Origin of the sequence: Nocardia sp. CA-151230 (assembly GCF_050942175.1) — a bacterium.
Classification (GTDB): domain Bacteria; phylum Actinomycetota; class Actinomycetes; order Mycobacteriales; family Mycobacteriaceae; genus Nocardia.
The window spans coordinates 972,537-995,405 of the sequence record NZ_CP192061.1 but is presented as its reverse complement, the minus strand read 5'-3'; the positions used below and the strand labels follow the sequence as shown (position 1 = coordinate 995,405).

Below are 22,869 nucleotides of genomic sequence, written 5' to 3'. Positions count from 1 at the left end.
TGCATTGCTGATTCGCTGTCCTGCAGCGCATTCGGCGCGCGGACAGTTCACGATCTCGCGACACGCTGCCACAGAACGCGCCGACGATCAACTGGGAAAGCGACCGCCGTTATCGATCGGCTAGGGTCGGCAACGGAATCGGGACAGCCGCCACCGAAGGAGTGTCACCGTGCGATCACTGTGGTTCATTCCGCACGGCATCGCCGTGGTCGGGCCGGAGGAGAGCACCGGATATCGGGGCGGGGTCTCCTCGACGCTGAAGCCCATCGGCAAGGCACAGGCCGCGGCCGTCATCGCGCACGGGCGCAGGCGTGCCTCGGAATTGGTCTCGCTGTTGGAGGGCGCGGGATTCACCGCCGACGGTGACGGCTCCGAAACCTGGAGCGCGAATGCCTTCGTCGGCGAGGGGTTCAACCGGGTCGACAAGGGATCCAACGGCCGCCTCCACGAGATCACCGCCGGATTCTCGGGCCCACCAGCGGAATTCGATGAGCTGGTGAGCCGTTTCGCCGCGATGCCCTCCGATGTCGTCGGCGAGATCGAGAACCGCACCGCGACCCACCGCAGGACTTGCCGTGTTCGGCTGGCCGACGGTTCCTGGCACAGCGGCATCATCACGCTCGTTCAGCCGAAGGATTCCCGACTGATCACCGCGGGATTGCAGGTGACCGGCGGGCCCTACTTCTACGGTTGGGCCAAGCGCCCGGCACTCTGGCGGATACCGTTCACGAACACCTCCGACCACTACCGGCACAGCGAGAAGAACCGGCAACGCGAGGCGGAACGCCTCGGGTTTTTCGATCGCCGTCCATGGCCTGTGCACGCGGCGGCTCCGGGCGGGATGTCCGCGGCCGAGGCATCGAGCCGAATCCGGATGTATCTGATCGGTGCCGGCGTGGATATCGGGGCCATGGGCTTCGCCCCGCAGCGCATCGACGGTGGCTGGGACGTCGTTCTGTCGGGCAGCCCGACGGCGACGCTGGATGCTCTGCGCATTACCGACGAGGGCTACGTAAGCTCCCGCGAACTCTGAGCTAACCCCACCCCGGCCGACGCCGACACCTCGAATGTGTAAGGTCGCACAGGTATCCGACCGGGTGAAAGGCGCGGGACCGGTCGAGGAGGGGAGTCGGGACGTGAGCAGACCTCAGGGCGGGAATCCGGACGACGAATTCATGAAGTCGTTCATGGCTGGGTTCGCGGAGTCCAACGCGGAGCCGGACATCGGATTCAGCCTGGTTTCGCATCCCGGTCCCGAAGCGGTGGCCGATGAGCAGGAGATCATCGAGCGAGCGCGGGGATTGACGCATCGGATCGCCCAGGAACTCGCGGCCGCCGCACCGGAGGGATGGGAGCGGGTCGACGCGACCTTCGCGTGGACCGTGACCGACAAGACCTGGAGCGTCGTGTATTCGGCCGGGGAGCAGGCGGTTCAGGTCGAACCCGCGCAGTCGGTCCTGCAATTGGTGCAGGAGCAGCGCGACGTCGCGGCGGGGATGAGCGAAGGACCGTGGTGGCGGATCCGAATCAGCCTCAATAACGCGGGCCAGGTGCAGACCGACTACGACTACGGCGACGAGCCGTTTCCGGACAACCAACTATTTCCGGCCGAGGCGTATCTGGCCGATCTGCGCGAGTACCCGCGCAACCGACTACCTGTCTGGCTGGCGGCGTACGTGAGCCACGGCGGGCGACTGATGCGCTCACCGCGAGTCGCCGCGGAGCAGGCTCGGTCCGATCGCGCGAAGGAGATTCGCGGCCAGAGCACGACCGAGGTTTTCCCGCCGCTACCGCTGATGTGGTCGCACTGGACCACGCTCGCAGCGGTATTCGTCGCTCTCGACGCACCGAACGGCCCCCGGATGCTACCGTCGCTCGCCTGGTTCGAAGGGCCGAATCGCAGCGGCAGCACGCTGTACGTGCTGCCGGGAGATCGGGCGGTAATCTCGGGCGGTGTGCTCAACGCACCCGAACTCGACGCCGTCTACAACGACGGCGGTCTACTACCCAGCTTGTATGCGGGCGCACCGGATTGGGTAACCGACGCGGTGTTGAATCCGCGGGCGGCCACCGGGCAGCTGACCTTCTGCTACTGGTGGGAGGAGGGACAGTGGTTCCGGGGGGAATCGCCGGACGGCCCCGGTGTTACTGCCGCGGTACCCGGGATCTGGACCACCGACTCGACCGTCGAGGTGATCCTGCAGGTCATGACCTCCGCAGGGAAGACGGTCACCGATGCCACCAAATCCGCTGTCGCGACGCTGGTTTCAGCGGCACAGGCGGGCCTGGTGACCTACGAGACGGTGGCCGCGGTCTTCGATCCGGCCGAGCACGATGTGGATTCGGCCCTGAACCAGTTCACGCTGGCCGGCCTTCGGACCTTTGTCACCGCGCCGCCGCTGAGCCGGATCGACGCCGTCGAGCAAGTCCGACGATTCATCCTGGCGCGCGGTACCGACACCAGCGGCTATCCCCTCGACCAGTTGACCGCCGAACGAATCGACAACGGCTGGATGGTTTTCGTGCCCACGCGGCCGGGCGAGATCATGATCGGTCGCGCGATCTACTACATGGCCGACGACGGCGAGATCGAACCCTCGTCGTCCTCGGTGCCGCCGACGGTGTACATCGCGGGGTTCACTCAACGGTTTCAGGAACGGATGCGGCAGCGCGGCTGACGTGCTGACCGGCAGCTATGGGGAGGAGTAATACCTGATGACAGACAAACTCGACGTCGATCCCGAGCTATTGAAGAAGGCGTCGGCCAAGACGGACCTGGTCAACAGTCGGCTGCGCGGGGTGGTGGACGGTCTCATGGCCAGCACCGGCGGCAAGGGCGAACCTTGGGGAAACGACAGCTACGGTACAGAATTCGCCGGGACCGAGGACGGGTCCGGCTATCTGGCCGCCCGCAAGACGCTGAAGGGCCTCTCCGAGACTCTGGCCAAGAACGCCGAGAACAACTCCGACGGACAGAACCAATCCGGCAAGAAGCTCGACGGTACCGATCAGGGCAACGCCGACGCGTTCGGCAAGTAGCCATGGCCAATGAGAGCGTGAAGGCCGAATTGGCCTCGATGATCGACGAGTTCCAGCAGCAGATGCGAGTTCTCGGCGAGATGCAGCAGAAACGGGCGCAGCTCATGGCCACCGGGTACGCCCTGCAAAAGCGGGTGACGGTGGTGGTGAATGCCGATGGGACGGTTATCGAGACACGGTTCGATGAGGATCTCGAGGGGCTGCCGCTTCATGAGCTGAGCAAGGCCGTCACCGAAGCCGCACAGGCAGCCGCCACCGAATTGGCCCGCAAGACTGCCGAACTCACGAATCCGATTCAGGAACGGCGTGGGCGGATGCCGAAAATGTCGGACCTCATCGAGGGGTTGCCGGACCTCACCGACCGAATTCCAGAACCTATTCCCGCCTCCACGGCTCCACCGAATTCGCCTGAGCGGCAACAGCACAGCGATCCCATCATGACATTCACCGACGTCGAGTATCTGGATGACATCACTCCCGGCCGGATTCGCGCGGACGACTGGTGAGGCTATGGCGTTGCTTGTCTATTACCGGCAGGTGCGCGATGAGCCGGGCGAGGCGGAGTACTGGTTCGGGCCGAGCCGTCAGGAGCCCACGACGCGGCCATTCGTGTGATTACCGGTAGTTGAGCGGGTCAGGCCGGTCAGCGGTCGGATAGCGCGGCAGCGTAGGTGTCGCGGAGGGCTTCCAGGCGGGGACGGGTGAAGCGGCCCGGTTCGGTGTTGTAGGTGGCGCGGCCCCTCGGGGAGATGAAAGCCGAGGCGGGGATTCGGTCGGTGGTGGGCGGGAGGAATTTCAGGGTTTCTTCCACGGCGGCCAGGGCGGTGGCGAGGGTGTGGCGGGCCGTGCGGGCGGCGCGTTCATCGAGGCCCGTGGTGGTGGGTGGGACCTGGCGGACGCAGTTGTCGGAGTACCAGAGCCAGACGCCGGGGTCGAGGAGTTCGGAGGGGTTGTCCAGGCCGAAGCGGACCGCGTCGGCGGGCGGCGGGAGGATGTCGGCGGGGAGGCGGAATTCGTAGACGCGGGCGGTGCCGCAGGTGGGGCATTCGCCGGTGTAGCGGCTGGCCAGGTCGCCGTCGTCGGTGGTGATGACCGCGCTGCGGAATTGGCAGCGGGTTTCGCCGCAGGTGGGGCAGGGTTGCAGGGTGAGGTAGAGACGGGCCTCGGCGTTGGTTCTGGCCAGCGGGAGGGTGTCGGGCATGGGGGCTCCTTCGGCCGGGGTGGGCGGTACGGGATTGATCTTGCCAGGCGCGCGGCGGCACGTCTCGTTCATGTTGTGTTCACTGATCGGTTGTGGGACAGTCGATCTTATGGCCGGGAGAGTGCAGGTAGATCCGGAGTCGGTGCGCACTGCCGCGGGGTTCGCCGCGGATATTCAGGCCCGATTGCAGTCGATGGCCGACAATGCGCGGGCGGCCGTCTCGCCGGGGGCCTCCGGATGGGGCGATGACGATTTCGGGGGCAAGTTCGCCGACGGCGCGAAGGGGTTCTCCACCAGTAGCGAGAACATGGCCAATGGGACCGAGAAGCTGGCGGACTCGTTCAAGAATCTGCACAGCGGGCTGACCAACTCCGCCAACAAGCTCGACGAGATGGAGCACAGCAACCACGACACCTTCGCGTAGGCGGGCGAAATGACCAGGGAGAACGGCGAAATCGCGAAGGCCGACATCCTCGAGGGGTTCACGGCGCAGATGCGGGAGATCGCGGAGGCCTCGCGCCAGCGGACCCGGTTGATCGCCAGCGCCTCGGCGGCGGGCGGACGCGTGCAGGTCACGGTGAACGCGGACGGCGTCGTGATCGCCACGCGGTTCTCCTCCGATATCGACGAACTGACCTATGAGGAGATCGCCAAGGCGGTCACGACGGCCGCGCAGAACGCCGCGACCGATGTGGCGCGGCAGGGGCGAGAACTGTTGCAGCCGTTGCGGGACAAGCGGGCGCGGATGCCCAAGCTGTCGGAACTGATCGAGGGCATGCCGGATATCGAAGGCAAAGCGCCGACGGTCGAACCCGCCTCGCTCGCGCCCCCGCGGTCGCGGGAGCGGCTGTCCCAGCTCGGCGAACCCGGGCCCGAATTCGGCAATGCCGTCGGCTACGAGGCATGGACCGAAGGGCAGGACAAGCGCGGAGCCACCGACTCCGGCTGGTGAATCACACTGGCACCCAGCGTAATTGAACACTGCGCCCCGTGCGATCACGCCAGCACACGCACGACCACACCAGCACTCCGCACGGCCAAGTCAGCATTCCGTGTGATCACACCAGCACCCCACGCGATCACACCAGCGCTCCTATCGATCACGCCGGTGCCTCGGGCGATTACTCTGACCCCCCGCGCAATTCGGGATAGTAGGTGCGCTGGAAGGGCGACAGTTCGGAGACTGCCAGTTGGCCCGCTCCCCGGCAGATGGGGCAGTAGCGGGAGCCGTTGCATTCGGGGCACAGGCGGCCGCTGGACAGTCGGCCCCTGCCATCGCATTCGGGGCAGGCGCCCAGGCCGTCGCATTCGTAGCAGAGGACGTAGCCGGGGGTCAGGGTTTCTGGAGTGCGCGCCGGGTCGGGGCGGCGGTACTCCCCCGCCGCGCGCAGGGCCAGTGCGGGGGTCCGGCCGCTGAACATCACCGATGAACTCTGGTCGCTCACACGCACTTCGATGGTGTTGCCGTCGCGGCGACCGGTGACCAGCACGGCGCGGGCCTCGACCTCCTGTGCGCTGACCTCCCAACCCGCGGCGGCGAGCAGGGCGCTCGCACGCTGGACGATATCGGCGGGCGGGACCTGCGCGGGGCGCTGCCCGCGGATCAGGCCCGAATAGTGGTAGCGCGGCGGCTCGGCCCAGTCGACGACCGTGGGCTCGTCGAGAAACAGCAGGCTCAGGTCGGTGCCGGGGGTCAGGTCGGTGATGAGCTCGACCAGCTGCGCCCGCAGGGCCGCGCCCAGCCGGTCCAGTTCCTCGCGTGCACTCGAGATGTCGCCCATGCGGCCTCCTTCCCGCCGGACCCTATCACCGCAGGATGTATGCGGGCCGGTCACCGGTGACTCATTCGGCGTTCGTGTTGAGTTCACCTGCTTGGTTGTGGCACAGTCGGACTGGCCAAGATCAGATCCCGACCGGCGTGAGGTGGCCTGTGGCGCTGGAGTTTCCATCGTGGCTCGAATGGCTGAGCTGGTTGGTGGGCTCCGAATGGCCGCATGGCAACGAAGACACCATGTGGCAGATGGCCCGCGACCTGGAATCGGTTGGCGGACAGGCCGATCAGCTACTCGATGATCTCGATCATCTGATCGACTCGATCGGCAAGGCCTATCCGGACGGCACCGGCGGCGACGAGATCCTGAAATGGCTGAAGCCGCTGCGCGACGGGGACGGCTCCGGGCACGGCTCGATCAAGGAGTTCGGCGATAACTACCGCCAGCTGTCCACGGCCGCTGACGGATTCGGCGATCAGCTGCAGGGCGCGAAGCTCAACTTCTATATCGCGGGCGGATGGCTGATTGGGGAGCTCGCCTGGGCCGCGGCCACCGGGCCCTTCGCGCCGGAGTCGGAGGCCGCGGTCTTCGCGACGGCGCGCATCGCGTTCCGCAAGCTGGGTCAGCTGTTCGCGGACCGGATCGCGGAACTGGTCGAGAGTCGGATCACCAATGCGCTGTTGCGGGAGGTCTTGACCAAGCTGATCTACGAGATCGGCAAGGGCGCGGTCATCTCCACCATCCAGGCCACCACCCAGGAATTGCTGGTTCAGTCCATTCAGAACCTGGATGGGCACGGGCACGGTTTCGACCTCGGCGCGATAGGGAAGAACGCACTGGTCGCGGGACTGTCCGGCGGTGCGGGCGGCGCGCTCGGCCTGGGCGCGCACCATATCCTGCCCAGCGAGACCGGGGGCGGTTGGAAGGGCGCGTTCAGCGGCATGCTCACCGGCGCGACCGCCGGAGCGGGCGGCGCGGGCGCGGGCTGGCTGGCCAATGGATTGGTCAATGGCGACTGGTCATTCGACCCGCGCTCCCTCACCGGTGGCGCGTTCGCGGGTGCGGGTCCCAGCGGACTGCACGGCTACAACGGCGAATCGCCTCACGCCGGAGCGCCCATGGGCAGCGAACGGGGCGACGGCAGTGTGCGCGCCCCCGGGGAGACCGGCACCAGAGCCGACGTACCCGAGCAGCCGGGCACCACCCCGGACAGCCGTACGCCCAACGTCGATGCCTCCAGCAACGGGCAGAACACATCCGGAGACTCGGGCGCTGGTCAACACGGCAGCCCTGGCGAGACGAATGCCAACGGCCGGCACGCCACCACCGGCGACCCGAACGGGAACGGGCAACACGGAACCACCGGGGACGCGGGGCCCAACGGGCAGCACGCCACCACCGGGGATCCGAGCGCGAACGGGCAGCACGGCACAGGTGGAGACCCGAATGGCACTGGGCAGCACGGGAATACCGGGGACTCGGCCGGTGGGGGCGACAACCCGCACGGGCAGCAGTCCGATGGACCCCGCCTGCACGCGGCCAGCGCACCGGAGGCCACCGACACCGCGCCACCCACCCACGATCAGTCCACCGACCACAGTGGCGACTCCCAGCGGTCCGACAACAACGGCTCGTTCACCTCGGACGGCCGCCGCGCGCCCGCGGACCAGAGTGTGCAGGACACCGGCGGCGCAACAGATTCCGGGTCGCATCGCGTCTCCGATACCCACTCGGTCGGCGACTCGTCACCCGGCGATACCACGCGCGCGGACACGAGCGGCGGAGCTCCGGAACATCGCGCCGGAGACGGAACGGCCGCCATTGATCCGACCGGCCGCGCGCACGACACCGGAATGGACGCGCGCACATCGGAATCCACCGCCGATCACACCGGGGAATCGTCCAGGGACGCGAATTCCACAGCGGCGACCAACTTCTCGAACGAGAGCAGCACCCGGCCCGTCGGCGAGCCCGGCAAATCGACCGATACCGGCGCCTCCAACAGCGAAACACGCTCCCCGGCAGCGGATCCGACCAAGGCCGCCGCACCACGCGACCTGCCCCGCGGCACCGCCGACGGCAGCATCCCCAAACCCGCCGACGGCAGCACTCCCAAACCCACCGAGGGCAGTGCTCCCAGAGCCACGGACGGCACCGCCCCCAAGCCTACGGACGGCGGTTCGCCCAGGACCCCCGACAGCCGCGCCGGAATCGGAGTCGACCGCGCCACCCGGCCCGACGCCCCGGTGCAGGCGAACCGCACCGGCGTCGAACCGACTGCGCAACAGGCCGACTCGAACGCCGGAGGCGACCACGAGCAGCGTGTGGACGCACACGCACCGGACGACTTCCTGAACCTCTCCGGCGATACGACGCGACAGCCGGTCGATCCGGCCGCCACCGCACACGACCGTGCCGATCAGTCCGGGGATCACGCCGACCGGCCGGGAAGCCATCCCACCCGGTCCCCCGAGCAGGACGGCCCGACCGACGACCGCGGCGGACTGCCCGGCGATCACCGCGTATCCCCCGATGACCGGGCAGGTTCGCCGAGCGAGCATCCGGACGGCGTGGCCGTCTTCCCCCTTCCCGTCGACACGCCGGCGCACGCCCGACCGGACGCCCGCGAGTACGCTCCCGCCGCGGCCGGTCCGGTTGGCGACTTCCACGGAAACAACCGCGGCACCGGCGAACTCACGCTCACGGATGTGCACGGCCAGATTCAGGAAGGCCTGCGGATCATGACGCCCGAAGGGATGTCGTGGAATCCGGAGAAGGGCCATTTCGTCCTGTCCGACGGGCGCGTCGTCCGGATCGAGGTCGGCGAGACGTCGAACCGGAACGTGGCCGAATTCCGGCCCAGCGCGGACGGTTACGACGTGCGGCTGTCGAACAAGACCCGCAACGAGGACGTCGTGCGCGCGCTCGCCCACGAACTGGCCGAGATCCGCCTGTCGCAGGACCCGGACATCCTGATCGATCCGCACGATGATCGGCCCACCCGGATGTCCACCCAACTGGGTGGGCGCTTCGCCGAATTGCGGACGCTCACCACGCAGATCGATCACGCCACCATGAACCCGGCCCGTGCGGAACAGCTGCCCAGGTTGCGGCACGACCTGCACGATCTGATGGATCATCTCGGGTTCAACGATCCGGCGCACGCGCCGACCGTTGAACGCCTACTGGCCAACCATGATCCGGATCTCGCGCAGCGGCTGAAGTTGGAGGCCGATGGTGTGCTCGCCGAACGGCCGACCTTCGACCAACACCTCACCGAGGACGAATTCCAGCACGCGGCCGAGCAACATCTCGACCGACTGCACGAGCTGATGACCGGCGATCACGCCGCGGATCTCCTGCGCGCCGAACAGCAGGGACTCAACGGCCGTATGCGCGAGGAACTTTCCCGCCGCGTCTTCGAGCCGATCTTCGAAGAGGAGGCCAAGGCCTCCCGGAAGCAGGTGCCCGGGCTGCTACCGGCGCTCGACCCGGTCAACGCCGCCATCAACCATCCGACGCTGCGTGGACACGAACAGGCCGCCGCCATTCACCGGGCGATCGACGCCTTCCACGACGGCATGCCGCAGTCGGCCCGCGACGCCCTCGGCCCCGAGCGCTTCGCCCGCATGCACGCCGCCGCGGACGCCTTCGCCACCGCGCCCGACCGCATCACCGGCGTCATCGATCACGCGACCGGGCGCATGACCATCGGCAGCGAGCAGACCACCCTCGCCGACTTCCTGCACGGCATCGACCGCGCCAACCGGGGTGCGACCGACAATCACCTCACCGTCGAGTACACGGTCATCCTGCACGACGCGGTGGACGGCCTGTCCACGGTCGAGGTGCTCCCCCGCCCGCAGCCACAGCATCGACTTCCCTTGGAGCAGTATCGGTTCGGCGACGACAACCATCCCATCGACCACCGACCCCGGCCTTCCGCCCCGGCGGCAGCGGCGGGCGGGCACACCATCGATGTCGGTGTCGGCCGCGGCGCGTTCGCCGTCGAGATGACCCCGGCGGCCGACAAGGCCGGTGGCGGGCTGATCATCAAGACCGAACTCACCGACGCCGCGATCGGCGGGCAGCGCCGCCGCGATCTGGGCATCCTCGACGCGGGCCCGCTCATGGAACCCGGCTCCGTCATGGTGTACGGCGACCTGCTGGGCAATGGGCACCTGCTCGGCGGTGACATCGCCCGCGTCTTCATCAACAACGTCAGCGCCAAGCTCCCCGACGAGGCGTATCACCCGATCGCCGAACACCTTTCGAAGATCATGGCCCCCGGCGGCCAGGTCGAGATCCAGTGGGACATGAAGCCCGAGAAGCCCGACGGCGTGCGGGGCGATCGGAACCACATCCTCGGCACCAAGCTGTGGGAGGCGATGGAAGCGCCGTACCCCGACGGCGGGGCCCCGTTCAAGCTGGTGGAGCGCAAGAACTTCCCGCACCCCGGCAATCCGGACTACTACTACACCATCGACGCGGGCTCCAGTAACGAGCTGCCGCACCAGCGGATGGCCGGGTTCTCACCGCCGCAGCCCGAGCATCGGTGGATCATGGTCTACGACCCGGATTCCACTGCGACGCACGGGCTCTCGGAGCACGAACGGGCGTCGCTCCCGCACGACCAGGACACCGACAACGGTCACGCCAGCCCGATCGGCGACTTCCACGGCGACGCGCGCGAGGGCGAGGCGAACCTGAAGCCGGAGTTCGTGCTCGACCAGATCCGGGACAATCTGGGGCTCATCACCCCGGAGGGCGTCGCCTGGAACCGCGACGAGCACCACTTCCTGCTCCCCGGCGACGGTGGCACCGTGAAGGTGACCGTGGGCGCCACCAGCGACGGCAATGTGGCCGAATTCCACGCTCGGGCCGACGGTTCCGGATACGACGTGGTGCTCTCGGAGCGGGCCCGCAACGAGGACGTGGTGCGGGCGCTCGCACACGAGCTGGCCGAGATCCGCCTGTCGCAGGACCCGGACATCCTGATCGATCCGCACGATGATCGGCCCACCCGGATGTCCACCCACCTGGGCGGCCGATTCGCCGAAATGCGGGTGCTCGAGGCGCATATCGACCGCGCCATCGCCGATCCGGCTCGCGCGCATGAGCTTCCACGACTACGTCAGGACCTGCGCGATCTCGCCGACCACCTCGGCATGAACGATCCGACGCATGCCGCCACCGTGCGCGATCTGCTGACCGCACACGATCCGGAGCTCGCACAGCGATTCAGGCTCGAAGAGCAGGGCCTGCACGAGCATCGGCCGACCTTCGACCCCCACCTGACCGAATCCGACTTCGAGCACTCCAGCGCTGAACACCTGGATCAGTTGCAGCACTTGCTGTCAGGCGACCACGTGGCCGATGTGGTGCGGACCGAGCAGCTGGCGCTCGATGGGCGCATGCGCGAGGAGCTGGCGCGCCGCGTCTTCGACCCGCTCTTCGACGCCAGCACCAAGGCCGCCCGCAAGACCGTCGACATCGAATACCTGCTCAACGCGCTCGACCCGCTCAACGCGGCGATCAATGACCCGACGCTGAGCGGCGTCGACCGCGCCGAGGCGATGAAGATGGCCATCGCGCGCTTCCGCGACGATATGCCCGAGAAGTTCCACGAGGCCATCGGCACGCAGGTTTTCCACGATATGTACCGGGCCGCCGACACCGTCGCGTCCGGCATGGACCGGATCAATGCCGTGATGGACCACGCCACCGGCGTGCTCGTCGTGGACGGCGAGGCCACCAACCTCGGCGATTTCCTGCGCCAGGTGGACAGCGCCAATCGCGGCGCGGGCGAGAACGGGCTCAATGTCGAGTACACGGTGGTCGTGCACGATGCCGTGGACGGCCGGTCCGCCGTCGAGGTGCTGTCCCGGCCGCGGCCGCAGCACCGGCTGCCGTTGGAGCAGAATGTGTTCGGCGAGAACAACACTCGCATCCGGCACGAGCGGCTGCCCGCCGCTGGCGTCGAGGGCCACACCATCGATATCGGCGTTGGGCGCAGCGCCTTCGCCGTCGAGATGACCCCGGCCGCGGACCGTGCCGGCCGCGGGCTGATCATCAAGACCGAACTCGCCTCCGAATTCCCCATCAAGGGACAGCGCCGACGCGATCTCGGCATCCTCGATCCCGGACCACTGACCGAGCCGGGCACCGTCATGGTCTTCGGCGACCTGCTCACCCAGGGCAATATCCTGACCGCCGCACCCACCGGCGAGGTGGCGCGGATCTTCATCAACAATGTCAGCGCCGAGCTGCCCGATGCCGTCTACCACGACATCGCCGCGCGACTGCCCGAGACCCTCGCCCCGGGTGGGCGCGTCGAGGTGCAGTGGGACATGAAGCCGGAGACGACCGACGGTAAACCCGGCGATCGCAACCACATTCTGGGCACCAAGCTGTGGGAGGCCATCGAATGGCACTACCGGGACCAGGAGAACCCGTTCAAGCGGACGTCCCAGGAGTTCCCGCATCCCGGCAATGACAACTACGACTACACCATCGACGCCGGTGCCAGTAACAAGCTGAATACCGCGCTGATGGCGACCTATAACCCGCCGCTGCCCGAACACCGCATGGTGATCACCTACGATCCGCATTCGACTGGTGAGCAAGGACATTCGATCCCAGCGGCACCGCGTGCCGACCACGGCACGGCGAGCCCGGTCGGCGAATTCCGCGGTGATGCGCGACCCGAGGGCGCGCAACCGCTGACGCGGGAATCCATGGTGGACACCGTCGAGCGCAATCTCCGGCTCATCGAGCCCGAGGACGTCGTGTGGAACCACGAGGCGGGCCGGTTCGAGATGACGCACGACGGGCGCACTCTCGACATCCGGGTGGACGTCGGTCCGACAACCGGCAACGCGGTCGCCGAATTCACCGCGCGCACAGACGAATCCGGACGCGTCACCGGATACGACATCCAGGTTTCCCCACACGCCCGGGACGGGGACGTCGTCCGCGCGGTGGCGCACGAGCTGGCCGAGATCCGGCTGGCGCACGACGAGCACGTGGTCATCGATCCGGTCGACGATCGGCCCACGCGCATGACCTCGCATCTGGGCGGCCGCTTCGCCGAACTGCGCGTGCTGGTCGAGCAGATCGGTGAGGGCGTCGCCGCACGCGTGAAGCCCCATCTCCTGGCGCCCCTGCGCCGCGATCTCAGCGATCTGATGCACCACCTGGGACTGCACGATCCCGAGCACGCGCCCACCGTGGAACGGCTACTGGCCCGGCATGATCCGGACCTGGCGCGACTGATCGATCAGCTGCGCATACCGGATGACGGAGTCCTGCGCCCCGGGCCGGTGGACCACGACGCCACGCCGACCGCACACGATCTCGGACGCATCCGGCAGTTGCGCGCATTGGCGGAAGGGGCGCAGGCGGGCCACGACACCGCCACCCGCCGGGAGGCGCTGGCTCTGGTCGAACGGCTCGGATTGCGGGAGGGCACACCGGGCGCGGCCGATCGGCGTGCGATCGTCTCCGAATACCTGACCGAGCGGGCGCGCGGGCACGTCGAAGAACTACTCGCCGACGTCGGCCGCCGCGACACCGAATTGTCCGCTCCCGACCGGGAATACGTCGAGACCGTCCGCCTCGAGCGCCGGGCCGCGGACGCGATCGATTACCTGTCCATCCCGACCCACGGTGCCATCCTTCGGACCCAGATGGTCTACCGGGCCGAGCTGGCCGAGCATCTCGCACAGGCACACCAGGCGACGGACTCGGGACCGCTGCGGCTCGTCGGCGACCATCACATGGTCGAGGATCCCCGAACCGGGGAACGCTGGTTCCGATGGCCGCCGAGCACACACGAATATCCCGACCACACGCCGGTGCCGGACATCGGGCTCCCCACCGATCCCGACCGCCGGCTGCCGACCGATCCACAGCAACTGCACCACGAGTGGCAGAACCTGTCCCTCGAGGAGCGGGACGCCTGGCATCGCGCGGACCCGTTCATCGGAAACCGCGACGGCATACCGCACGCCGACCGCGATCGATACAACCGGCAGACCTTCGACATGCTGCGGCACCAGGCCGAGCAGGACATGCTGCGGGCACAGGCCGAACCGGAGACACCGGAGGTGCTGGCCGAGCGCAAGCGGATACAGGAGCGCCTGGACATCATTCGGGACATGTGGGACAAGTATCTGAGCCTGCCGACCGAAGAGGGCATGCCCGCCGTCCACCTGTCCTACATCGACGAGAAGCTCCAGTACATCTACGCCCTGGGCGATCCGGATACCGCCCAGAACGTGGCCATCGAGGTGGCCGGTGCGTTCCGGCGGCGCAGCGGCGTCGGCTACGCACTCGAGACGCTGGCGCAGGTGCGGCAGGCCGCCCTGGCGATCGACCCGAACGCGGAGACGTCGGTGATCCTGTTCGGCGCCTACAACAATCCGAATTCGCTGATCCAGGGCATGCATTCCGAGCACGGCGAGGGCGGCGCGGCGAAGCTGCGGGAATTCCACGACGGGCTGCGGGCCACCCATCAGGGACCGCCCGCGAACACCACCACCATCGCGCACTCGTACGGCGGCGTCACCGCGGGGCACGCGGCCGGGCACGGGCACGAATTGAATACCGACGCGCTGGTTTTCATCGGCGCCATCGGCTCCGGCGTCACGAATGTCGGCGATCTCCGGCTGACCGGCGTCGACCCGGCCGAGACCGGCGACCATGTCTTCGCGACCATGGCCGAATACGACTCGCTCATGCTGATGCCGCCCACCCACGGGCCCCTGCCCAGCGATCCGGAGTACGGCGCTAGGGTTTTCGAGTCCGGCACCGAACCTACCCGGACGCGGCTGGGCTGGAATCCGGATGACCACGGCGGTAAGAACTACTTCAGCGCCGCGCACGAGTCGTACCGGATCCTGGGAATGATCCTGACCGGCAACGCCCATCGGCTGCGCTGACAACGTACACGCGTGCACCCTTCGAATCGACGAAACGAGGACCGAATGCCGACGGCGACCACGCAGAGTGCCGCCCGCGCACAACTGTTGCGGCACTTCGGCGAGACCTTGCGCGCGCTGCCCGTCGAGCTGTCGCTGGCGCTGCGCCATCCGGACCTGCCCAAGGCGGTGTTCCACCGCGGCGTCACGCTGCCCTGGGACGGCAGCGATCCCGACAACCCGCTGGTATTCCTGGATATCCGGTACTGGGTGCTCGGCACCACGCCCGAGACCTCGGATCGATATCTCGATCTCGTGCTGCGGGCGTGGAGCGAACAGGGCTGGTCGACGAGCTCCGAGCCGGACGAGTTCCCCCGCGTCGGCTACGCGCACACACCAGATGGGTACAGCTTCGCCCTCACTCAGAGCGTGAACGGATACCTCAGCCTGGCCGGATCGACTCCGCCTTTCGACCCGGATTCCGAGGCGGGAGAACCGCTTCCCGCCGTTATCGAGCATCCGTAGGAGTAACCCAACTCTCGGGGGCTCTCAGGGGTTTCATCCCTGAAACCCCTCGAGACTTCCTGGGGCTCCGCCGCCGATCAGAGGTTGGTGAAGTCGGTCGAGTTGTCGACCTCGACCTGGCCGAAGGTGGTGGCTTGATTCCGCACCACCGCGGCCAGCCTGCGTAGCTCGTCCACGCCGAGACCGCTCTGCGACACGAAGGACGCGCCGACGGCGGTGAGGGTTTCGGCTGCGGCCAGGGACACCTTGTCGGAGCCGGCGGCGGGCACCGAGAGCGCCGGGGTGTCCGCGCCCAGCGCGGTTTCCAGCCGGTCTGCCATGGCTTCCAGGTCGGCGGCGGCGGCCAGCACCGTGTCGGCGTCGAAACGCACACCGCCCAAGTTGAATTCGCTCATTGTCCCTCCCTTTCCGCGCGAATCTTACCGTGTCGCCCGGACATACAACGACCCGGTTTCCGTACCCCGAAACGCTCGGTCACTGTGCCGGGCGCGGCCCGTTGGTGCCGACCGCGCCGACCACCGGGACACCGGTGTAGCCCAGTTCGCCCACGACCTCGTCGCCGTGCTCGGCGGTGACCATATTGGTGCGCACTTCCTCATCGGCGTCGCCGGCTTGCGCGGACGCGCCCGCGGCACCCATCGGCGGCACCATCCCGCCGCCCATGCCGGTCGCGCCGGTGGCGGGCATAGGGGTCGGCACGGCGACGGGCGGCGTGGTGGTCGCGCTCATGGTGCGCGGGCTGGCCTGGCCGAGGGGAGTCGAAGGCGTGCCCAAGCCGTCCAGACCGCCCATCGGGGCCATGCCGCCACCGCCGAGGGCACTCGAATCCGTCGGCGCGGCAATCTTTTCCGCATCGGGGGTCGGCTCCACAGTCGAGGTCTGGCTGATCGACTGGAGCTGCTGCAACTGCTGCACGCCCGTGCTGGCCGCGCTGCTCACCGGCGAGATCAGGCTCAGCAGCTGCGTCACCTGCGAGAGCGAATCCACGCCCTTCGGGGCGTCGGTGACCTTCACCTTGTGTCCGGCCGTGGTCATATTGGCGCTGTGCACCGTCATCTCGGTGCGGGTCTTGGCCACCACCGCGGTCGCCTCCGCGGCCGTCTCGCTGGCCAGGGACAGCAGGAACGCCTGCCCGGGCGGGGTGCCGATGAACGGTGCCGCCACCGTGACACCGGTGACGAACTTGGTGATGATGGCCGACATCAGGGCCGCGCCGGTGGCCACCGAGGTCGCCGCGCCGGCCATGACCGTTTTCTGGTGCAGGTTCTGGCCTTCCAGCTCCAGCGCGTTGGTCTGGGCCGCGGCGCCCTTCTCGGCCGCGCCGGTCGCACCGTCGCCCTGCCACGAATTCGAGCCGGCCAGCGACATGACCGACTGGGCGATCGACATCACCTGCTGCAGCGCGCTCGAGACGCCCGAGAGCATCTTCGACGCGTCCAGGCCCTGACCCAGCTGGCCGGTGCCGAACGCGGAGGCCAGATCGGTGAGCGGTTTGGTGAGCGCGGTCAGATCCAGGGTGGGCAGCGGCGGCATGTCCGGCAACGGCGGAAACGCCGGAAGCTGCGGCAACGCGGGCAGGCCCAGCGTCTGCAGGACGTCGCCCACCGGGCTGTCCAGCAGCGGCGCGAAGTTGGTGTCGCGCAAGGCATCCGCCACCGACTGACCGGCGGCCGCGGTCGGTGTGGCCTGCACGGCGCCGGTCGAGCCCTGGTCGAAGGGCGTACTCACAGGTCCCGCGACAACGAGAGGAAGTCGACGCCCGCGGCCTCATCGGTGGCCTCGTAGCCCGCCGCCGCCTCGTAGGCGGTGACGGCGGTGCCCGCGTGCACGGCGGCCAATTCGGCCACCGAGGACAGGTGATTGCCTTGCGCGCCCGCGTAACTCAGCAGGAAGTCCTGCCCGATCAGGCCGAAGACCGGCACCAATCCGGCGACCGTGGCGACCTGGTCGACCGCGGCGGCGCCGGCGACAGCGCTCGCCATGGTGGCAGAGGCGTCTCCGTAGGCGCGGATCGCATCCGGTGTGGCAACGAGGTGGCTGCTCATGAGACCCCCATCGGGAAGATCATTTCGAATCGAACTATACAGAGCGGACATTCGCCCGGCATAGCGAAGAGTTCACGAACTGACGAACAGACCAGTGAACGCCGGGTATTCCGCAGGTTACCCGGGTGGCATCGGATGCCGTTGCCGCACCGTATATTTCATCGCCATCAGATCGGGCGCAGCCAGCTGTCGGGTTCGGTCTCGTACTCCTGTTCCTCGACGTATTCCTGGCGGGTCACCTCTGCCGCGGTCGGCAGACCGGTCAATGCCAGCAGCTCGGGGGCCAGACCCGCGGCCTGCAGCTGGGCGCGCCGCTCGATCCCGGCGCGGGCCGCGGACTGGCGGCACAGGCGCAGGATTTCCGCCGCCAGCAGCTCCGGGTCCTCGCGCAGGCGATCGCGTTCCACCGAAATCGCCCGGGGCAGGCCCGCTTCCGTGGTGGTCACCACGATCGCGCCGGTTCGCGAGGACAGGGTGAACTCGGTCGGGAAGTCCGGGGATTCCACGGGCGCGTCGTTCCCTTCACTCATCGGCCATCACCTGTACCACCTCCGCGATATGGGCATCAAGGGTCTGGACCAAGCGGCGGCGGTCGGCCGCGGCGGCCACCGGGGGATACTCGCCGGTGACCACATAGCGGCCGTCGTCCTCGAGGTCACGCCAGTGCAGGCGGTAGCGCGCGATGCCGCGCGGGCCGAAACGCGAACGGCCCTGCACCACATCGATGGCGCCCATGCTCGGCGCGGGGGCGGCCAGGAAGTCGGCGGCGCGGGTGACGACGGTCCCCTCCAGGGTTTCGTGCGCGGGCGACATGCCGAAGTCGTAGTCGGTGTCGTCGGTGTCCCGGGTCTCGGCGAGCACCAGATCGCCGCCCTGCGCGCCCGGGAAGTCGCGGCCGGCCGGGGTATCCGGCAGCGCCGCCACGACCCGCTCGGCCAGTTCCTCGGCATAGAACTCCGAGAGCGTGAAACCGCTACCGTGCCGGTAGGTTTCGCCTGGATGCTGCACGAGCAGGTATCCGGCATCGCCCGAACGTACGCCCAGCAGGCGAATGCGGGCGGATGCGGCGAGAACGTCCCGGCCGTCCCAGCCTTCCACCTCGACCCGCACCTCCGGCGTGAGGACGGCCCGCAGCACATCGGCGTAGTCGGCCTCTCGCGCGCGCAGGCTCTCGCGGGCGCGCGCGATATTCGCCAGGTGGTCGTTCCACCACTCGGTGCGGCTGGCGAAGGTCAGCGGGTGCGGCAGGAACTCCTCGCCCAGGCCCTGCCACAGCGACAGGAACTCGAGGTCGGTGAACTTCCAGGTCCGAAGCACAGATTCAGCCCTCCACCACGGGCTTCGCCACGATCGGCGCGGTGCCCATGGCCTCGTCCAGGTACTCGTTGGAATCCAGGAAGTCCGGGCGCTTGTGCTCCTTGCCCTGGGCTCCGTGCGCACCGCCGCCGCCATGGCCCATGCCGCCCATGCCGCCGCCCATGCCGCTCGTGCCGGAGCCGGAGGCGATACCCGCGCGGGCGGAACCGGCGGCGATGCCGCTCTCCACCGCCTCCTCCGCCACGGCCGCACGCGGGAACAGGCGGGCATTGGCCACCTCGGCCAGCGGCTTGATCGGGGAACCGCCGGGACCGCCACCGCCGGGGGAACCGCCCTGCGGCACCTTCAGATTGTCGAGCAGATTGGTCAGCGGGGAATCCTTCAGCGCGTCCTTCAGGTCCTGCTGCTTCTTCTGGTCTGTGGTCTGTCCCGTCGTGGAGGCCATCGACTGCAGCGCGCTCTGCAGACCCGACAGCGCGGACTGGCCCGAATTCGAGGAACTCGGGTTGGATGAATTCTGGTTCGTGCCATCGGGATTCGAGCCGTTCGGCGAGGTGCCGTTCGGATTCCTGCCGTTGGGGTCGGTCTTGGTCGGATCCTTGCCGTTGGGATCCTTGCCGTCCTTGCCGTTGGGATCCTTGCCGTCCTTGCCGTGCGGGTCCTTCTGATCCTTGTCCTTCGGATCGTCCTTGCCCGGATGCGCGCCCTTGGGGTCGGTCTTTCCGCCCGGCTTCTTCGCGCCCGGATCGCCTCCGCCCGGACCGGTCGGCGTGACTCGGCCGGTCGGGCCGCCGGACCTCGGATCCGGCCGGGTGCCGCCGTAATCCGAGCGCGGGTTGTCCGAGGGGTTCCGCGTGGGCGGTTTGGTGGGATCCACCAGGATCGGAATCGTCGTGCTGGAGTTGCCGATTCCCGGGATGTACCAGGCGGTGAAGGCGGCGGTGCCGGTGTTGATGATGTACGTTTCGGTGGAGGTGCCCTTGAAGCTGTCCTCCCAGTTGCGCGGCATGCCCGCCTTGGTCTGGTTCAACCAGGTGGCGGTGTAGAGCAGATTCTCGGCGACGGCCCACAGGTCCGTGGAGAATTCCGTACCCTGCGCCTCGAAGGCCTGACACGCGGCGATCGCGGCGTCGGCACCCTGACCCGTCCAATGGCCGTCGGACTCCAGCCGTTTGACCGCCCCGGTCAAGCTCTCGAACGACGAGCCGACCACCTGCGCGATCCACTTCCACAGGGCGCTGCGGTTGGCGATCGGCGTCGGGTCGATGCCCTGCCCCACGTCGAAGAACCACTTGCCGTCGTGATGGGTCGGGTCCTCGGGGCCGATCGCGTCGGTATAGCGGCCCGATTTCTCCTTCGCGACCTTCGCCATGTCGCCCATGCCGTTGCTGTCGGAGGGCGTCGGCGACGATGAATCCGACCAACTCGACAGCTGCGTCGTGCCGTCCAACGGGATTCCGTCGAAGTGCATGTCGACGACGGCCTGGGTCTTGAGCTTGTCGAAGTCCGACTTCGATTGATCGTCGGTCTCCCGGTATGTCTTGCCCGCCGCCGTGAAGGTGTCGCCCATGGCGTTCAACAGGGAGATGTAGTCATCGATGATTCCGCCGACGCGGCCGCCCTCCTTGGCGAAACGATCCTGGAGGTTCAGAGCCGACTGCAGCACACCGTTATTGCTGAAACCGGAGTACTGATCGAGCAGATAGGCGTAGCCCTTGGCCGCGTTCAGCGCGTTGATGGCCTCGGCGGCGTACTTGGCGCCCGCCTCGGCCGAGCCCGGGTCCAGTTGCAGCCGATCGTGTTTCAAGTGCGCGTCCCGGGACAGTCCGAGCCAAGGGTTGTCGATCTTGCCACCGTCACCCATGTACCGCTCCTAACTCGACCAACACATGAAAGATTACGGGCCGCCGACGCAGATTCCACACTCGTCCGACTCGCTTCACTGCGAATGTCGTTGGCGGAACCGCTGTTCCAGTCCCGGAAGGTAGACCGACGCGGGCATGCTGGAGGTGGTCTGTTCCACCACGCCGTCATCGGCGACGTAGTAGAGGGCCCGATCGATCATGAGCTCATCCGGCTCGGTGGGCGCGTACACCATCCAGCCGACCGGAAGCCGTTCGGCGCGAAGCCGATCCAGCGGATAGGCGGGGGTTTCCTCGCCCGCGGTGCGCACATGGTGGCGGACCGCGTCCAGCGCCTCGGACTCGGGCAGGGGATCCGGACCCAGCCGGGCCACCCCGGCCAAGGTCAACTGGTAGTGCGCGCCATCGAGGTCCGCGGTTGCCCCGAAGGCCGCCAGGAGCACGGCGCGGGTGACATCGGACCGCTCGGCGGCGGTCACGAATTCCACTACGGCCGAACGCTGTTCGGAGGTGGGCGCCTCGGCGACCAGACCGCTGATCACCTCGACGGCGGTGGTGGCCGTCCAGATGCCCGGCACGGCGGCGGCCACGTCGGCGGCGGCCGGGGACTCGCCGCGATACCAGCGACCACGCTCCCACCAGTAGCAGAAGGTGAGCAGGCCGCCACCCGCGCGGGTGTTCAGCACTGGGTTGGCGACCCACTCCGGCGCACCCGCGAACAGGCGCGGCAGCGGGCCTCGGCCGTTATAGGCGGCCGCCAATTCCGGTGCGTTCCAGACACCTCCGGACAACACCGCGCGACCACCGGGCAGCAGGTACAGCGACGAACCGGATCGGCGCGAACCCTCGAACCAGCCGAACGACGGCAGCACCCGTGGACCCCACTCCGAGCCGACCGCCACGAAGGCGGCGGAGATGGCGGCCCAACGCGACCACAGCAGTGCGAACCTCGGGAAGTCGTCCTCGGAAACCACCGGGAGATAACCGGATTCGCGATCCGCGCGTGCCGCGACGGCGGCCTGCAGCGGATCTCGGGTCTGACGGTTGTCGTGCCGCAGATAGGCGGCCAGCCACATCGGCAGGTCATCGCGCGGGTAGGCCACGAGGTCGGCGAGGTAGTCCCGCGGATCGAACATCTGGTCGGCCGGGAACGGCTCGTCACCATAGTCGTGGTCGACGCTCAGTTCGCCCGCGGCGGTGACCTCCAGTTCCAGCCGCCACCAGGGGTCGCCGAACTCGGCGGAGAGCCGGCGGTGCTCGGCCACCAGCGCGAGGATCTCCGTGGGCGGCAGGATCTGCGCGCCGCGCTGCTGGTCGTCGAAGAACACGACCCGCGTCCGCTGGCCATTGACCGTGAGGGCGAACGCGGCGCTCAGGCGCACCCAGCCCTGCGGGCCCAGTTCACGCAACTCCCCCGCGATACGGTGGGCCAGGTTGCGGGCGCGCTGCGGGACGTCGATCACCGGGGCGGTCATGCTGAAACCGATATCGGGATCGGAATCACCCGGGACGTTGGAGGTTTCGATCATCTCGCGGGTCTGCGACCCGGCCGGATCCCGATCCGCGCTCGGCATGCCGATGACGGCGGCCAGACCGTCGAACTCGGGGAGATCGGTATCGTCACCAAAGGACGGCGGCCCGGCATCGCGCGCCGCCGGGGGCGCGATTCCGGCGGATGCGGCTGCGCCGGTGCGGTTTTCGCTGTCGTCACGGGAAATCGTCACACGCAATCTTCTCCTCGGCCCACGACGGCACCGCCCACGAGGCGAGCCGGATCAGGTCCGTCAGCTACCCTCTGCCGATCCCTGCTGCCGTTCGCGGGCGGCCTTCCGCTCTTCGCGTTCTTCGAACCAATTGTCCATTTCCTCTTGCCAGCGTTCGGCATTGCTGCCGTCGAGCTGACCGGCGAAGGCCCGTCTGGCGGCATCGATCAGCTCGGGGGTGGCATTCGGATACGCCTCGGCGATGGCCCAGAGGGCGTCCTGGGTGTCGTCGTCCAGACCGGTGGCGGTGTGCACGCCACGGCCCGCCAAGACATGCGTCAGCACCTCGTCGAAGTTCTCCCGCAACTCATCGTCGCTGGGGTGGCCGTGCCGCATGTCCTTCTCCTCCCTGTGCCGAGCCGGATCTCAGCATCACATATTCCGATCGACCGCGCGGTTGCGGGAACCGTAAGAATCGGCGAAC

18 protein-coding genes are annotated in these 22,869 nt (G+C 68.0%); 8 read left to right on the top strand and 10 right to left on the bottom strand.

Going from position 1 to position 22,869, the window contains the following annotated elements; genetic code table 11:
- Nucleotides 1-169 precede the first annotated feature (169 nt).
- From ACQP1O_RS04300 to ACQP1O_RS04285, 4 genes are all read left to right on the top strand, one after another.
- Complete coding sequence (locus tag ACQP1O_RS04300) at nucleotides 170-1,033, top strand: hypothetical protein (protein WP_433564593.1); 864 nt, start codon at nucleotides 170-172, stop codon at nucleotides 1,031-1,033.
- Nucleotides 1,034-1,136: 103 nt separating this feature from the next.
- On the top strand, nucleotides 1,137-2,678 hold the full coding sequence (locus tag ACQP1O_RS04295; protein ID WP_433564592.1) for a hypothetical protein: 1,542 nt from the start codon (nucleotides 1,137-1,139) through the stop codon (nucleotides 2,676-2,678).
- Nucleotides 2,679-2,715: 37 nt separating this feature from the next.
- Complete coding sequence (locus tag ACQP1O_RS04290; protein WP_364605532.1) at nucleotides 2,716-3,039, top strand: hypothetical protein; 324 nt, start codon at nucleotides 2,716-2,718, stop codon at nucleotides 3,037-3,039.
- A gap of 2 nt (nucleotides 3,040-3,041) precedes the next feature.
- On the top strand, nucleotides 3,042-3,545 hold the full coding sequence (locus ACQP1O_RS04285) for a YbaB/EbfC family nucleoid-associated protein (protein WP_433564591.1): 504 nt from the start codon (nucleotides 3,042-3,044) through the stop codon (nucleotides 3,543-3,545).
- A 137-nt stretch (nucleotides 3,546-3,682) separates the two neighbouring features.
- Here the strand turns inward: ACQP1O_RS04285 and ACQP1O_RS04280 are convergent, their stop codons facing one another.
- The gene (locus tag ACQP1O_RS04280; protein ID WP_433564590.1) at nucleotides 3,683-4,240 is read right to left on the bottom strand and encodes a hypothetical protein; all 558 of its coding nucleotides are present in this window, start codon (nucleotides 4,238-4,240) and stop codon (nucleotides 3,683-3,685) included.
- Between the two features lie 109 nt (nucleotides 4,241-4,349).
- Between ACQP1O_RS04280 and ACQP1O_RS04275 the strand changes: the two genes are divergently transcribed.
- Nucleotides 4,350-4,664 (top strand): WXG100 family type VII secretion target, encoded by a 315-nt coding sequence (locus tag ACQP1O_RS04275; RefSeq protein ID WP_433564589.1) that lies wholly within the window; start codon nucleotides 4,350-4,352, stop codon nucleotides 4,662-4,664.
- A gap of 9 nt (nucleotides 4,665-4,673) precedes the next feature.
- Nucleotides 4,674-5,192 (top strand): YbaB/EbfC family nucleoid-associated protein, encoded by a 519-nt coding sequence (locus ACQP1O_RS04270; protein ID WP_433564588.1) that lies wholly within the window; start codon nucleotides 4,674-4,676, stop codon nucleotides 5,190-5,192.
- Nucleotides 5,193-5,361: 169 nt separating this feature from the next.
- Here the strand turns inward: ACQP1O_RS04270 and ACQP1O_RS04265 are convergent, their stop codons facing one another.
- The gene (locus ACQP1O_RS04265) at nucleotides 5,362-6,021 is read right to left on the bottom strand and encodes a hypothetical protein (RefSeq protein ID WP_433564587.1); all 660 of its coding nucleotides are present in this window, start codon (nucleotides 6,019-6,021) and stop codon (nucleotides 5,362-5,364) included.
- A 239-nt stretch (nucleotides 6,022-6,260) separates the two neighbouring features.
- On the opposite strand from ACQP1O_RS04265, the gene ACQP1O_RS04260 reads away from it, so the two are divergent.
- Together ACQP1O_RS04260 and ACQP1O_RS04255 are read left to right on the top strand one after the other, a co-directional pair.
- The gene (locus ACQP1O_RS04260) at nucleotides 6,261-14,954 is read left to right on the top strand and encodes an alpha/beta hydrolase (protein ID WP_433564586.1); all 8,694 of its coding nucleotides are present in this window, start codon (nucleotides 6,261-6,263) and stop codon (nucleotides 14,952-14,954) included.
- Between the two features lie 45 nt (nucleotides 14,955-14,999).
- Nucleotides 15,000-15,458: a hypothetical protein gene (locus tag ACQP1O_RS04255; protein ID WP_433564585.1), complete on the top strand. Its 459-nt coding sequence runs from the start codon at nucleotides 15,000-15,002 to the stop codon at nucleotides 15,456-15,458.
- 77 nt (nucleotides 15,459-15,535) lie between these two features.
- Here ACQP1O_RS04255 and ACQP1O_RS04250 read toward each other — a convergent pair whose 3' ends face one another.
- The 8 genes from ACQP1O_RS04250 to ACQP1O_RS04215 all read right to left on the bottom strand — a co-directional run bounded on the left by ACQP1O_RS04250 (nucleotide 15,536) and on the right by ACQP1O_RS04215 (nucleotide 22,781).
- Nucleotides 15,536-15,853, bottom strand: coding sequence for a PE family protein (locus ACQP1O_RS04250; RefSeq protein WP_433564584.1), 318 nt, complete (start codon nucleotides 15,851-15,853; stop codon nucleotides 15,536-15,538).
- Between the two features lie 79 nt (nucleotides 15,854-15,932).
- Nucleotides 15,933-17,186, bottom strand: a complete 1,254-nt coding sequence (locus tag ACQP1O_RS04245; protein WP_433564583.1) for a hypothetical protein — start codon at nucleotides 17,184-17,186, stop codon at nucleotides 15,933-15,935.
- The gene (locus tag ACQP1O_RS04240) at nucleotides 17,183-17,503 is read right to left on the bottom strand and encodes a type VII secretion target (protein WP_433564582.1); all 321 of its coding nucleotides are present in this window, start codon (nucleotides 17,501-17,503) and stop codon (nucleotides 17,183-17,185) included. Before ACQP1O_RS04240 ends, ACQP1O_RS04245 begins: the two co-directional genes overlap by 4 nt.
- A 167-nt stretch (nucleotides 17,504-17,670) precedes the next feature.
- Entirely contained in the window at nucleotides 17,671-18,033 is a 363-nt protein-coding gene (locus ACQP1O_RS04235; protein ID WP_433564581.1) for a hypothetical protein, read from the bottom strand.
- A complete protein-coding gene (locus ACQP1O_RS04230) occupies nucleotides 18,026-18,820 on the bottom strand; it encodes an ESX secretion-associated protein EspG (RefSeq protein ID WP_433564580.1) in 795 nt (264 codons plus the stop codon). Before ACQP1O_RS04230 ends, ACQP1O_RS04235 begins: the two co-directional genes overlap by 8 nt.
- A gap of 4 nt (nucleotides 18,821-18,824) precedes the next feature.
- Nucleotides 18,825-20,684, bottom strand: a complete 1,860-nt coding sequence (locus ACQP1O_RS04225; RefSeq protein ID WP_433564579.1) for a hypothetical protein — start codon at nucleotides 20,682-20,684, stop codon at nucleotides 18,825-18,827.
- A gap of 75 nt (nucleotides 20,685-20,759) precedes the next feature.
- The gene (locus tag ACQP1O_RS04220; RefSeq protein WP_433564578.1) at nucleotides 20,760-22,406 is read right to left on the bottom strand and encodes a hypothetical protein; all 1,647 of its coding nucleotides are present in this window, start codon (nucleotides 22,404-22,406) and stop codon (nucleotides 20,760-20,762) included.
- Nucleotides 22,407-22,466: 60 nt separating this feature from the next.
- Nucleotides 22,467-22,781: a hypothetical protein gene (locus ACQP1O_RS04215; protein ID WP_433564577.1), complete on the bottom strand. Its 315-nt coding sequence runs from the start codon at nucleotides 22,779-22,781 to the stop codon at nucleotides 22,467-22,469.
- Nucleotides 22,782-22,869 lie beyond the last annotated feature (88 nt).

What these genes read in the sequence shown, in the direction of transcription:
- ACQP1O_RS04290 (WP_364605532.1), top strand. Translation starts at nt 2,716, where the DNA reads ATGACAGACAAACTCGACGTCGATCCCGAGCTATTGAAGAAGGCGTCG.
- ACQP1O_RS04255 (WP_433564585.1), top strand. Translation starts at nt 15,000, where the DNA reads ATGCCGACGGCGACCACGCAGAGTGCCGCCCGCGCACAACTGTTGCGG.
- ACQP1O_RS04215 (WP_433564577.1), bottom strand. Translation starts at nt 22,781, where the DNA reads ATGCGGCACGGCCACCCCAGCGACGATGAGTTGCGGGAGAACTTCGAC.
- ACQP1O_RS04285 (WP_433564591.1), top strand. Translation starts at nt 3,042, where the DNA reads ATGGCCAATGAGAGCGTGAAGGCCGAATTGGCCTCGATGATCGACGAG.
- ACQP1O_RS04280 (WP_433564590.1), bottom strand. Translation starts at nt 4,240, where the DNA reads ATGCCCGACACCCTCCCGCTGGCCAGAACCAACGCCGAGGCCCGTCTC.
- ACQP1O_RS04265 (WP_433564587.1), bottom strand. Translation starts at nt 6,021, where the DNA reads ATGGGCGACATCTCGAGTGCACGCGAGGAACTGGACCGGCTGGGCGCG.
- ACQP1O_RS04260 (WP_433564586.1), top strand. Translation starts at nt 6,261, where the DNA reads ATGGCCCGCGACCTGGAATCGGTTGGCGGACAGGCCGATCAGCTACTC.
- ACQP1O_RS04225 (WP_433564579.1), bottom strand. Translation starts at nt 20,684, where the DNA reads ATGGGTGACGGTGGCAAGATCGACAACCCTTGGCTCGGACTGTCCCGG.
- ACQP1O_RS04235 (WP_433564581.1), bottom strand. Translation starts at nt 18,033, where the DNA reads ATGAGTGAAGGGAACGACGCGCCCGTGGAATCCCCGGACTTCCCGACC.
- ACQP1O_RS04250 (WP_433564584.1), bottom strand. Translation starts at nt 15,853, where the DNA reads ATGAGCGAATTCAACTTGGGCGGTGTGCGTTTCGACGCCGACACGGTG.
- ACQP1O_RS04275 (WP_433564589.1), top strand. Translation starts at nt 4,350, where the DNA reads ATGGCCGGGAGAGTGCAGGTAGATCCGGAGTCGGTGCGCACTGCCGCG.
- ACQP1O_RS04270 (WP_433564588.1), top strand. Translation starts at nt 4,674, where the DNA reads ATGACCAGGGAGAACGGCGAAATCGCGAAGGCCGACATCCTCGAGGGG.
- ACQP1O_RS04240 (WP_433564582.1), bottom strand. Translation starts at nt 17,503, where the DNA reads ATGAGCAGCCACCTCGTTGCCACACCGGATGCGATCCGCGCCTACGGA.